The 12,722-nt window shown below is 36.2% G+C and carries 9 protein-coding genes; 3 read left to right on the forward strand and 6 right to left on the reverse strand.

Annotation, left to right across the window (positions count from 1 at the left end):
• Nucleotides 1-105: 105 nt before the first annotated feature.
• From JAZ75_RS09600 to JAZ75_RS09610, 3 genes are read left to right on the forward strand one after another with little or no spacing between them, the layout of a single operon-like run.
• Nucleotides 106-3,255, forward strand: a complete 3,150-nt coding sequence (locus tag JAZ75_RS09600; protein ID WP_208701485.1) for a SusC/RagA family TonB-linked outer membrane protein — start codon at nt 106-108, stop codon at nt 3,253-3,255.
• Nucleotides 3,256-3,273: 18 nt separating this feature from the next.
• Complete coding sequence (locus JAZ75_RS09605; RefSeq protein ID WP_208701488.1) at nt 3,274-4,836, forward strand: RagB/SusD family nutrient uptake outer membrane protein; 1,563 nt, start codon at nt 3,274-3,276, stop codon at nt 4,834-4,836.
• A 51-nt stretch (nt 4,837-4,887) separates the two neighbouring features.
• Nucleotides 4,888-6,063 (forward strand): glycoside hydrolase family 76 protein, encoded by a 1,176-nt coding sequence (locus JAZ75_RS09610; protein WP_208701490.1) that lies wholly within the window; start codon nt 4,888-4,890, stop codon nt 6,061-6,063.
• Between the two features lie 42 nt (nt 6,064-6,105).
• Here JAZ75_RS09610 and JAZ75_RS09615 read toward each other — a convergent pair whose 3' ends face one another.
• The 6 genes from JAZ75_RS09615 to JAZ75_RS09640 form a co-directional block, all read right to left on the reverse strand.
• Nucleotides 6,106-7,914 (reverse strand): M60 family metallopeptidase, encoded by a 1,809-nt coding sequence (locus JAZ75_RS09615; RefSeq protein WP_208701493.1) that lies wholly within the window; start codon nt 7,912-7,914, stop codon nt 6,106-6,108.
• 104 nt (nt 7,915-8,018) lie between these two features.
• Nucleotides 8,019-8,735 carry a carboxypeptidase-like regulatory domain-containing protein gene (locus tag JAZ75_RS09620; RefSeq protein WP_208701494.1) on the reverse strand — a complete coding sequence of 239 codons (717 nt, stop codon included), beginning with the start codon at nt 8,733-8,735 and terminating at the stop codon, nt 8,019-8,021.
• Between the two features lie 114 nt (nt 8,736-8,849).
• Nucleotides 8,850-9,836, reverse strand: a complete 987-nt coding sequence (nrdF, locus tag JAZ75_RS09625; RefSeq protein ID WP_021191849.1) for a class 1b ribonucleoside-diphosphate reductase subunit beta — start codon at nt 9,834-9,836, stop codon at nt 8,850-8,852.
• 98 nt (nt 9,837-9,934) lie between these two features.
• Nucleotides 9,935-12,040: a class 1b ribonucleoside-diphosphate reductase subunit alpha gene (gene nrdE / locus JAZ75_RS09630; RefSeq protein ID WP_208701496.1), complete on the reverse strand. Its 2,106-nt coding sequence runs from the start codon at nt 12,038-12,040 to the stop codon at nt 9,935-9,937.
• A complete protein-coding gene (nrdI, locus tag JAZ75_RS09635) occupies nt 12,000-12,407 on the reverse strand; it encodes a class Ib ribonucleoside-diphosphate reductase assembly flavoprotein NrdI (protein ID WP_132769222.1) in 408 nt (135 codons plus the stop codon). Before nrdI ends, nrdE begins: the two co-directional genes overlap by 41 nt.
• Nucleotides 12,408-12,437: 30 nt before the next feature.
• Nucleotides 12,438-12,671: a thioredoxin family protein gene (locus JAZ75_RS09640; protein ID WP_021191847.1), complete on the reverse strand. Its 234-nt coding sequence runs from the start codon at nt 12,669-12,671 to the stop codon at nt 12,438-12,440.
• Between the last annotated feature and the right edge of the window lie 51 nt (nt 12,672-12,722).

Below are 12,722 nucleotides of genomic sequence, written 5' to 3' on the forward strand. Positions count from 1 at the left end.
ATGTACTGGCTATATACGTTGTATAATTAAAAACCAATAAACAAACATGTTTCTTCTTTTAAACGGTTGAAACAAATAAATAAATCTAAAATCACTTTAAAAATTATGAACAAATTTGACGCAAGAACATTTTTGCAGTTGAAGAAAAATTCTAAATTGTTTTTTTCTTTAGCTGTTATTGCTGGATCTATGCAACAGGTAAATGCCTCGTCCGCTACTTTGTCGGGGTATGCGCATGTATCAAAAGCAAAAGAACTTGTTGCTAAGCAAGGACAGGTTAGTGGTAAAATTGTGGACAGTAGCGGAAACCCAGTTTCGGGTGTAACGGTTTCTGTTAAAGGAACTTCTGTAGGTACCCAGACTTCTGAGACCGGTAGCTTTAGTATTAATGCGAAAGTAGGGGATATGCTGGTCATATCTTCAGTTGGATTTAAGACCGCGGAGACAAGAGTAAGTAGTACCTCAGGTTTAACCATTCGATTGGAATCTGCCGCAGATGTGCTGGATGAAGTCGTGGTAGTCGGTTATGGTACTATGCGTAAATCGGATGTGACAGGATCTATTGCAATGGTGAAAGGTGCTGATATGATTAAAGATCAAAACTTTAGTCCATTGGACAATTTAAGAGGGAAAGCATCTGGGGTGAATATTTTCTCCAATTCCAGTCAACCTGGTGCCTATGGCAATAAAGTGATCATCCGTGGTATGGCTACGATTAACTCTTCATCAAATCCATTATACGTAGTGGACGGCGTGGTGATGGAAGATTTTCAATTATTGAATCCCAATGATATTGAAAGTATTGAAGTATTAAAGGATGCGTCTTCTGCCGCAATTTACGGTGCACGTGGTGCAAATGGGGTTATTTTAGTAACTACCAAACGTGGCAATAAAGATGGAAGACGTACCATCAGTTACCAAGGTTCGGTAGGGATAAGTACTCCACAGCGTTACATGGACCTTTTGAATGCGCAGGAATGGACAGATGCATTTATGATAGGTTTAGAAAATGAAAATAAATATCAGGGAAAAACTTGGGATTTGGATCGTTCAAAATGGTTTAATGATCCGGATTACTTTGACGCTGCAGGTAAACCACTATATGATACCGATTGGCAAAAAGAAGCAACGCGTACTGCTATATCGCAAAATCATCAGCTGAATTTGCAGCAAGGAGATGAAAAATCTTCAGTAGGAGCTTTTCTAAATTATACTGATCAACAAGGTATCGTCAATAGTACCTATAGTAAGCGTTTGAACGGAAAGTTAGCGTATGATTCTAAACCGACTTCTTGGTTGTCCACTGCCGTTAATTTAAGTGTGAATCATACTTGGGGACAATATACGCCTGAAGATGGTGGTGGTCAAGATGCTCGCCGTACTATGATTGAAATGTTACCGTGGTATCCTGTACGAGATAAATTGGGTGTGTATACGAATTCGGCTTCTTCTAAAATTTCTGATGTTTTGGGTTTTGAAGGTATGGCCAACCCTGTTTCTATTTTAGAATTGCAAAAGCGGGAGCGCTATAATACACAGATTTTCGGTAATGCTGCTTTAACATTTCACCTAGCCGATGGACTAGATTTGAAAACACAATTTGGTATTGATAATCATCAAAAGAGATATAAAGGTTACTCATCTATAACATTAAATAATATTTCCAGACCAAATGGTTGGGCTGAGAGAGATCATACCAATACCTTATATTGGCAAGAGGAAACGTATTTGACTTATAATAAGCAGTTTGATAAGCATCGTATTAATGCGATGGCTGGATTGTCATGGCAAGAACGTACCTATGATTTTGATAACTCAAGAACGGAAGGTTTCTTTGATGATTTTTATGAGTCAAATAATATGGGGATCGGAATTTTACCGGCTCCTCCGGGATCAAATTCAAATAAATGGGCGATGAACTCTTATTTTTTAAGAGCCTCCTATTCTTACGATAATCGTTATTCTGCGACTATTACAAGCCGTTATGATGGATCATCTAAATTTGGAAAAAATAATAAATATGCTTTTTTCCCATCAGCTGGTTTAGCCTGGAACGTATCCAATGAAGATTTCTTGAAAGGCAACGAGTCTATTAGTAACTTGAAATTTCATACAAGTTATGGTTTAACAGGTAATTCTGAGATAGATCCTTACGGATCTTTAGCTATTGTTGAGGCAGGAACAGTTTTATTGAACGGAAATAGAGCTCCTTCTTCTTATGTTAAGGCAATTGCCAATCCTGATTTAAAATGGGAAAGAACAGCGCAGTATGACGTTGGAGTAGAGTTGGGATTATTTCAAAATCGTTTAAATTTTGATGTGTCTTTTTACCATAAGAAAACAACTGATTTATTATTGGCTGCTCCCGTGCCAACAGCTACAGGTTTTAGTACAGTAATGAAAAATATTGGATCTGTACAAAATCAAGGTTTAGATATGATGATCACCGGAACTCTAGTTGATAATGATAATTTTAGCTGGAAATCATCTGTAAATATGAATTATAATAAAAATAAGGTGTTAAAATTAGGTGAAAATAATGCCGATATTTTAATGAATAATTGGGTCGGTGGTGCTAATAGTGTAATTCGTGTTGGAGAAAATTTAAATAGTTTTTACGGTTACCGTAGATTGGGTGTTTATACACAAGAAGATGTGGATGCTGGTAATGCTACACTAAGCCAAGTTGGTAGAGCTAAACGTACAACTGAGAAAGAAATTATTGGAAAGGGAATACCAGATTGGACAGGTAGCTTTATCAATAATTTAAAGTATAAAAACTTTGATTTTACGTTAGATCTTCAGTTTGTGAAAGGTGTAGAAGTAATGCAACAATTTTACCACTCTACTTATGATCGTTTTGGAATCACGAATGGCTTAAAAGAAATTTTGACGGATGCTTACAATGGTACAAATCCTAATACCATGCAGCAAGCGATTTACTTAACCAATGGGGGACATGCTGGTCAGGATACGAATGTCGACGATTCGTGGGTAGCGGATGGATCGTATATCAGAGTTAATCTAATTCAACTGGGATATACCTTTAATCCGGATGTATTGAAACGTGTAGGGATGTCTAATTTAAGGATATATGCAAATGCTAATAATCCATTCTTATTCACATCCAGTGATTTCAAAGGATATGACCCAGAAAGTACTTCTCAAGGGACCGGGAATTTTGGTCAAAACATGACATTTTTTGCTTATCCAAGAGCGAAGACTTTCTCTTTAGGTGTGAATGTAACTTTTTAAATCGTAGAACTTATCAAAATGAAAAATAAATTAGTAATGTTGTTATTGGCCGGAGTGACACTGACAACTTCCTGTAATAAATTTTTGGAAGAAGATCCAAAATCAAATTTATCGTTAGAATATTATTATCAAAATGCTGGACAAGCTGAAGGTACAGTAAATTCTCTTTATCGTCGTGGCGCTCAACTGCGGACATCTTATGCAAGTAGTGCTTACATTGGTCCTACGGCCTCAGTGAGTACTATGCTAACGGGATATTTTACCAATAGCTATGAAGGACAAGAACGAATTTGTTTATTTTCGAGGGAATTGACTCGTCAAAATAATACAAACTTGATTTCAGGTACTATGAATACCATTTGGGATGAAAGTTATACAGCTATTAATATTGCTAATGCGGGTTTAAAATATATTCCTAATATCAATATGGCCGAAGCCGCTAAAAATCGTCTAATTGGAGAAACTAAGTTTTTTAGAGCTTATAATTATTTCTATTTAGTGAAAACATTTGGAGCAATACCTTTATCTACGACCCCTATTGAAACTTTGAATGATAATCTCTATTTAGATCGAACACCTGCTGCAAAGGTATACGAACTAATTGAAGCGGATCTTAAAGAAGCAGTTGAGGCATTACCTGCAGCTAAATTTGCTCAAAATGGCCATAGAATCACTAAGTATGTTGCAGCAATGACTTTGGCGAATGTATATTTACAGCAAGGAAAATTTGCAGATGCTGCTACAGCAGCTAAAATTGTTGTTAATTCAGGCCATAGCATGACTGTAAATACTGATCTAGGCATGAGTAGTGCTTATAATCGCTTACGTACTACAGATGATTTGGATGAAGTGATCTACGCTCAGGAATATGATGCTAATATCAGTAGTGGTAGCTGGTGGCCAACTTATGCTTTTAATTCTTCTGCTGTATCGGTATTTGATAAATATTCGATCTTTGAACGTGTTTTTGGTCCAACAAAACAATTTTTGAATGTGTATGATACAAAAGATCTTCGTATTCAACCCAATCAATTTTTTCACTGGAAATATACAAATCCAATTAATGGTAAAGTTTGGGAATCTACTGATGCAGGTATTTGGTATTATTTTGATGAACAAGCGTTATTAACTACTGGTAAAGCAACAAAAGATTGGAACTTTTATCGTTACCCTGAAGCTTTGTTGATTGCCGCTGAAGCAATTGCTAAAAGTGGTAGTGTGACTGCTGAAGCAGCGGGCTACTTAGCGCAGGTTAAAGCTCGTGCAAATACAGAAGGTAAAACTGTTGCTCAATTTACTTCTGATTTACAAGGTTTATCTGTTGATCTTTTTGTGAAAGAATGTTGGATTGAACGCTTGAGAGAATTTCCATTAGAGTTCAAGATGTGGGATGATATTGTAAGGACGAAGATGTTTCCTGTTATCTCAACTACTGATGCTGGTAAAATAGATTTTGTACCCCTTATTGGTGCTAAAAATGCATCAGGTGCAGTATTTAAAGAGTCTGATCTTTTGTGGCCTATATCGCCGGATGAAATTCAAAGAAATAATAAACTAACGCAAAACGAAGGTTATAAATAGTATAATGAGGCTGTCCAATCAAATTGGACAGCCTTTTTTAAGGATCTAATTATGAAAATATTTAGTTTTTACCTACTTTTTAGTATTACACTTTTGGCGAATGGTTTACAGGCACAGGAAAAAGTACACTTTGATGTTGCAGCCGCGCAGACTATGAAACAGATTTATCATTTATTTGGAAATGTTGAAAACCAGCTTCTATTGGAAAGGTTTCCTTTTGATGAGGGTTTTAAAGCCGATTATTTGAATAACACCGAACAAGCATCGCAGCAAAAGAAATATGCTTATCTATGGCCTTTTTCGGGTAGTTTTTCAGCTGTTAATGCTTTGATGGAGTTGCCCAAGAAAAAAAGAGAATTTCAGAATATACTCGATCAAAAAGTATTGGTCGGCCTTGCGGGGTATCGTGATCAAAAACGCCTTCCTGTGGGATATGCATCATACTTAAATAACGCTCCTGTTTCCGATCGCTTTTATGATGATAATATCTGGCTCGGTATTGATTTTACGGATAGTTATTTGTCGACGAAAAAACAAGATTATCTTACTAAAGCGAAGGAAGTGTGGGCGTTTGTGATGAGTGGTGAAGACGACCTACTTGGTGGTGGTATCTACTGGTGTGAACAAAAAAAAGAATCTAAAAATGCATGTTCTAATGCTCCTGCGAGTGTATTTGCGCTTAAGATGTATGAAGCAACGAAGGATAACCACTATTTGGAAGAGGGCAGGAGACTTTACCATTGGACCAAAGAAAAATTAGAAGATCCTAATGATGGCCTTTTTTGGGATAATATGAGCTTAAATGGACATATAGATAAAGCAAAATACTCTTATAATTCGGGTCAGATGTTGCAAGCAGCGGCTTTATTGTACCGGTTGACTCAGGAGAAGCAATATTTGATGGATGCTCAAAAGCTCGGAGAAGCCTGTTATTCTTATTTTTTTCAAGATGTCACAGGACAAGAATTTAAATTGTTAAAAAACAGCAATCTATGGTTTCATGCTGTGATGATGCGGGGATTTATCAGTCTATTTGAACAAGATCATAATCCTAAGTATTTGGCAGTTTTTGCTAATAATCTGCAATATGCCTGGAACCATATGCGAGATGAAAAAGGTTTGTTCTATACGGACTGGACACTTAAAGATAGGAAGGAAACGAAAGGGTTGCTAGATCAGTGTGCATTTGTAGAGATGTATGCGCGACTGGCAAAACTTGGATACTAATAAAAAAATAGGCTGATATAATCAGCCTATTTTTTTATTAAATTATAATACATTGATTCTTTTTCCATCCCATCCCACAGCCTTGACCTGTGTTGTACCTTTTGGAGTATGAACGGTTGTGCTGGAGACGTCATTAGACCCAGCTCCTACAAATGCAATTTTTACAAGTTTATCACCTGCATAGGTTTCAAATGCTACAGCATTTTTCCAAGCGCTGTTTTGAACAATGATTTTATCTTCTTTTTTCTCGAAACCAGAACCTTCGATCCCGTTTAAGGGCAGTCTATTTTTATAAATTGAAGTGCTGTTTGCAGTAATATAATGTAATACCGGTGTGGAAGGTTTCTTATACTTAGATGCATACTGTTTTACGGCTGCAATATCAGCTGCTGTGATGGTCATCTGTGCGCAGGTATAATCATCTACCCAAAGGTCAATAGGGATAAGCATTCCAGACTGTTCAAAGAAATCTGTGAGATCTAATTTTGACGCATCACATGCGTTTTTGATAAACTCGAGCTGGTAGTATGCGTCTTGTTTAGTTGCTGTTGCTGGAGCATTAATTGCTTTCGTAAAGATATCACCATAAAAGTTTTTGTTCTCCCATGAATTTCCTTTTCCTGCGACATTGAAGTACAGCTGTAATTGCCAAAGTGGAACTAGTTTTACGAAGTGATCTCCGCCCCAATCACGTGGACGTTGGCGATCCCACCTATCTGGACCGGCTTGTGTTAACCAGGGTTGACGGTGTACAAATGCAGATTCCATATAAGCAGTGATACGGCCTCCGATTTTAGGTTCATCATAGTCTTTTAAGCGTTCTCTTTCTAATTTGGGACTATGGCTGTTATACGTATATTGTGTCCATACGGAATAGATGTTATTGGTTACCTCTGTTGTACCTACCCATTTCATATTAGGCCTTACTTGGTTGACATGACCAAACTCATGCGCTACTCCCCAAGAATTTTTCCTAAGATTAGCCACATTTGCGACATCTTTCATGGTATTATCGTGAAATGCAGCGCCGATACCATCAGCATGCATAAATCCTTGCCAGATAACACGGCCAAACATTCTGTTCTTCGGAACTCTTTTTGTTTGTGACAACCCCATGATTTGGTGCTGGATACCAATTATAGAATCATAAAGTTGGATCAGTTCTACGCCTTGATGGGGTGCATTTTCTTGTAATGATTTTACCGAATATGCAAGTTGTACTTGTTTTCCTACAATATCTAAGATGGGTCCAGAAGCATTTGCTAGCATACGATCCCAATCTTTATTGGTATGCTTACCTCGTTCAAATACATCATTCACTTTTCCACCAAGTATGTGAATGTTGATCTTTTTTGAAGATACTTTGTCTTCTGTGAAATATTGAATGTAAGCATTTCCTTTATTTTCAATTTTCAAAGCATTATAGCCTTCTTTTAGATTGTAGTCTTTTTGTTTGAAGTTTTTATCATCCCAGTTTGTTACGCGTAGCGCAATAGGGCTTCCATTGGTTTTTCCAACCCATACAATAGCTTCATCTCCTGCTGTGAAGTAAATACCAGTAGGATTTTCATATTGGGAGTAAGGGCTTGTTTTAAGTCGCTTGCTTAGGCTATTGGGAGATTGATAATTTGTATAAGCGCGTAAACGTTTTTGAATGGGGTAAGATCCCTCTTTTAATTGTCTAGCAGCCTGCTTTAATATCAAATTATTGATATTTTCAATGTCCTGATCTCTGGCATTCTTTTTTAATTGACTGTAATCGTCTTTTGCAAATACTTGGCTATACTGTTTCTGAGCGTAAGACTGTACAGTTATTACAGTTATCAATAAAAAAGTAAATAGTTTATTCATCGTTATTGAATTGGTTTGAAGGTAATTTCAAATATAATCCAAAAGATAGCTTTATTTATGACCTTCATTTAAGACAAACGATTGTGTAATATAGGTTTTACTATTTATAATTTTTTCCATATTTCTTCGGTTACCCACACGGAGTTTGGAAGTTGATATTTCACTCTTATCTGGTGGTCTTTTTCTGTTTTGGAATAAAATAAGATATTGGTTATCCCTTGCAGTGATTTATCATATGAATAATCGATGTCTTCATATATCTGATTATTTAATGCTGTAAATCTACCTGATAATTGTTTGGATCCATTTGAACTGGTAATTATGAAGGATCGATCTGCGTTATATTCTTTTATATTGCCAAAAGAAGTTTTTCTCTTGATACTGTGCTCTGTCCCATCGGATAGAATCCGAATGTTAGCGATTTCAAGAAGTTTCCATTTACCGACTAAAAGTTTATCAAATCCTGCTGAAACAATGACTTCTTCCAGTTGGTTGGCGGGCCGTGGGATTAATTTTAAAGTTGTTATCTCGTGAGTAAGATCGCTGGTTTTTATAGTGAGCATGTTATAATTGAGATGCGATATTCGTATATTTTTACTTTGTGTATTTCCTAGACGTGCAATTCCATTTTCATCCGAAACGGTTCCATTATTTTCCTCTTCTAAAAATATACTTGCTTTGGGTATGGGGTTTGATGTTGTGGCATCAAGCAGAATAATTTTTTTTAATTGGGCTTGGCACAGATGGGTGCAACATAAGTATATAATTAAAAAGCTTAGAAATACAAGTGTGCCTGAAGGCTGTTTTTGCAATGTGGTCATAATCGTCAGGTTTAGGTTATCTACCTGTATGACTACGACGGATTCAATTAGTTTAAAATAAAAATTCCCTTTACATAATCTGTAAAGGGAATCGCTATAATGGAATTTAGATAGTTATACGTTGACCGTAGCATCCATTTTAAAATCGTCATCTTTCAGGTGTACGATTTCCATTGATTTTTCGTAGTTTGTTGATTTCTTCGAGAAGAAGTCATGTTGCGTTGTTTCTGTATTTAGGCCATTTAAAACAATTGGGTTCACCTGCTTCACTTCAAAGATCGGATCAAATCCAAGATTCATTAATGCCTTATTACCGTTGTAACGAACATATTCTTTTACCTCTGCTGTTAAACCAACTTCGGTATAGATTTCTTCTGTATATTTCATCTCGTTATCGAACAATTCGTTCAATAAATTGATGAATTTCTGTTTCACTTCTTCTTGATTTTTTAGTTTTTTGAAGACTTCTTGTGCCATTAATCCAACGAAAACACCGTGGATAGACTCATCGGCAATAATTTTTTTGATGATATCTGCTGAAGCAACCATTTGTCCTTGACCACATAACCACAATGGTAAGAAGAAACCTGAATAAAATAGAAATGACTCAAGAAGCACCGAAGCTGCCAGTGTCATAAATAATTCTTCATTTGTTGGATTCTTTTTGTCTAATACATGGTAATAAGAGTCAATGGTGGATGCTTTGAATTGCAAAAATTTATTTTGTTCAACCCAACCAAAAATATCATTGATTTCGTTTGTAGTAGATACCGTTGTAAAAATAGTCGAATATGATTTTGCATGGATCGCCTCCATCATACACATATACGATAATACAGCCTTATTTTGTAACGATTCTGTATGTTCGATGATTTTTGGCATTCCTGTATGGCTCTGTAAAGTATCTAACAAAGTCAATCCGCCCAATGCTTTTTTGTAGCATTCTTTCATTTCCCAGCTTAATCCTTTCCAACTATCAATATCTTTTGAAGGGATATATTCGGTATCAATCCAGAATTGTCTAATATTTTGCTCCCAAAACATCAAGGCATAATCATTATCTGGCGTATTCCAGTTTACAGCAGTATATTGTTTACTCATTATTTTACAGCGAGAATTATTGAATGTATATGTTAATAGCGCTATTCAAAAGTTTTAATAACTTTTGAATAGCTTATGGGTTTTATTTTAAATGAAGTTTATGCTGAACAAGAAACACAATCTTCAATAGATGACTTACGTGTACGCGTATAATACAATGATTTTAACCCTAATTTATGTGCATAAATGTAGTATCTAGATAGATCACGTGTATTATCTTTAGAATTTGTATGTAAAATAGTACTTACTCCTTGATCAATGTGACGTTGGATTACAGATACTAATTTAAGTACCTTGAATTGATCCATGTCGTATGCCGATTTGAAGTAGAAGTAATTATCATTTGTCAAATAAGGCATTGGGTAATAGGTTGTACTATCTCCATATTCGCGAACTTCGATGATATCCACAATCGGCATAACAGAAGCGGTTGCGTTCATGATATAAGATGTAGATTGGTTCGGTGCAATAGCCAAACGATAAGCATGATAAATACCGTGCTCTTGAACGTCTGCTTTCAATTTTTCCCAATCTTCAATTGTTGGAATATGGACTCCTTCAAATAATTCTTTAACCTTATCTGTTTTTGGCAAATAATCGCGTTCTGTATATGTGTTGAAATATGATCCATCTGCATAAGCTGACTTTTCAAATCCTACAAATGTTCTTTGACGTTCACGTGCGATTTCCATCGATGCTTCCAAAGAGTAGAAGTTCATCATCATAAAGAATGCATTGGCAAAGTCTAATGCTTCCTCCGATTCGTACATAATAAAGCTTTTCGCTAAATAACCATGTAGATTCATAGCTCCAAGTCCTACTGAATGTAATTCTTTATTTGCTTTGGCGATAGAAGGAACCATTTTGATATCTGTTACATCAGATACCATTGTTAAAGCACGCATTGCTAATTTAACAGATTCTTTAACACGCTTATTATCCATTACGGTAGCAATATTCAAGGAACCTAAGTTACATGAGATACCATATTTGATTTGATCTTCTTCTCCGTAGATATTTATTTCTGAAACTTCAGACACCTGCATGATCTCAGTACATAAGTTTGAGAATTTTACTTTACCAATGCCATTCAATGCATGAGCACGGTTGGTGTTTTCTTTGTAGAAGATATAAGGATAGCCGGACTCTTTTTGTGTCTGTGCAACCTTTACTAACATGTGACGGGCGTTGATTTTCTTTTTCTTGATATTCGGATTGGTAATCAACTCTTCGTACATCTTGTCCATATCCATTTCATCCAATGGAATGCCGTATTCCAGCATCACAGTATGTGGATATATTAAGTAACAGGCTTCATCTTTTTCAGCTAATTCCATGAATTTATCAGGAATAATGATACCTATAGAAAGGGATTTGATACGTACTTTCTCATCCACATTGATTTTTTTACAGTCTAAGAACTCTTCAATGTCAGCATGAAAAATGTTTAAGTATACAGCTCCAGCACCAGGACGCTGACCCAGTTGGTTGGCATATGAGAAAGTATCTTCCATGATTTTCATGATTGGAAGAACACCTCCTGCGCGACCTTCAACTCCTTTGATGGCTTCGCCACGAGCACGAATTTTCGAGATATTGAATGAAACTCCGCCTCCGATGGAAGATAATTTCATTGCTGAATCAACCGCATAGCCGATACCATTTAAATTGTCACCAATTTCATCTAAGAAACAAGAAACCAATTCTCCAGAACGTTTTTTACCTGCATTTAAGAATGTTGGTGTTGCTGGTTGATATTCTTGATTGATGAATAATTCGGCATAAGCAATTGCTTTTTCTACACCTTCGTGACGCGCTAAAAATAAAGCTACTGCTACGACACGGTCTTCATAACGTTCTAAGAACTTTTCTCCAGAATCGTCTCTTAACGCATAGCTCTGGAAAAATTTAAACGCAGCCATGAAAGAGGCAAAGCGGAATTTTTTTGCAAAAACAAAATTATAGACCGTTTCCATTTCTTCGTATGTAAACCATTCGTAGAAATTGATATAGTAATTTTGCTCAATTAAGTAATCGATTTTTTCTTTTAAAGTATAAAAGAACACCGTGTTCTTATTTACATACTCTAAAAAATAGGCACGTACGGCCTCTTTATCTTTATGTAAGCTAAACTCGTCATCATGTTTAATCATGATTTCGTTGTTAAGCAATATCCAGTTTTTTGCTACCTCGTTTGCTACCATCGCAGTTGTTCTTTATGATGTCAATAAATTGGTTAATATCCTCCATTGTACCAGACAATTCAAATTTGAAAGCCAATGGGATGTCAAAGTCAGCTGAAATTTTATCAGCGGCAAGTCCAAAGTTCTGTCCCCAGTTGCGGTTCCCGCTCGAAGTGACCGAATATATTTTAGACGCGTTTGCTGTCATAAATATGCGGGTCGTTTCGGGCATTTGTCCGAAATTAGTTGTGAACGTTACGAGATGCCCCGATTCTTCAGCAATAAGATCTGCGGTTATTTTATGAGCATGCCAGCCTGTGATTTGGGTAAGCTTGTCCATAAAACGTTGCACATTTCCAGTTTTGCTATCGTAATAAATATGTATCATGGATTATAAAAATTTGATACCAGATTATTATTATAATGCGATCGCTCCTAATTCTTCAGGCTTAAATCCAATGATACGGTGTTGAATTTCGTCATTTTCCAAAACGATTACGGTCGGAACTGTGCGAACTTTAAATTTTGCAGCTAAATCTGGTTGGTCAAATGGGTTGATAGACTCATATTTGATACCTTTTTGATCTAGATATGCAGATACTTGCGCACAAGGTGCACAATCGTTTTTCTCGAATTTGATGATTCTTGCCATGATTATACTTAAATTTAAAAATCGCGCTTCCTAAAAGAAGGCGAGTTGAGT

The sequence above is a fragment of the Sphingobacterium sp. UDSM-2020 genome (assembly GCF_016132525.1).
Lineage (GTDB): Bacteria > Bacteroidota > Bacteroidia > Sphingobacteriales > Sphingobacteriaceae > Sphingobacterium > Sphingobacterium anhuiense.

What these genes read in the sequence shown, in the direction of transcription:
- JAZ75_RS09600 (WP_208701485.1), top strand. Translation starts at nt 106, where the DNA reads ATGAACAAATTTGACGCAAGAACATTTTTGCAGTTGAAGAAAAATTCT.
- JAZ75_RS09605 (WP_208701488.1), top strand. Translation starts at nt 3,274, where the DNA reads ATGAAAAATAAATTAGTAATGTTGTTATTGGCCGGAGTGACACTGACA.
- JAZ75_RS09610 (WP_208701490.1), top strand. Translation starts at nt 4,888, where the DNA reads ATGAAAATATTTAGTTTTTACCTACTTTTTAGTATTACACTTTTGGCG.
- JAZ75_RS09615 (WP_208701493.1), bottom strand. Translation starts at nt 7,914, where the DNA reads ATGAATAAACTATTTACTTTTTTATTGATAACTGTAATAACTGTACAG.
- JAZ75_RS09620 (WP_208701494.1), bottom strand. Translation starts at nt 8,735, where the DNA reads ATGACCACATTGCAAAAACAGCCTTCAGGCACACTTGTATTTCTAAGC.
- nrdF (WP_021191849.1), bottom strand. Translation starts at nt 9,836, where the DNA reads ATGAGTAAACAATATACTGCTGTAAACTGGAATACGCCAGATAATGAT.
- nrdE (WP_208701496.1), bottom strand. Translation starts at nt 12,040, where the DNA reads ATGGTAGCAAACGAGGTAGCAAAAAACTGGATATTGCTTAACAACGAA.
- nrdI (WP_132769222.1), bottom strand. Translation starts at nt 12,407, where the DNA reads ATGATACATATTTATTACGATAGCAAAACTGGAAATGTGCAACGTTTT.
- JAZ75_RS09640 (WP_021191847.1), bottom strand. Translation starts at nt 12,671, where the DNA reads ATGGCAAGAATCATCAAATTCGAGAAAAACGATTGTGCACCTTGTGCG.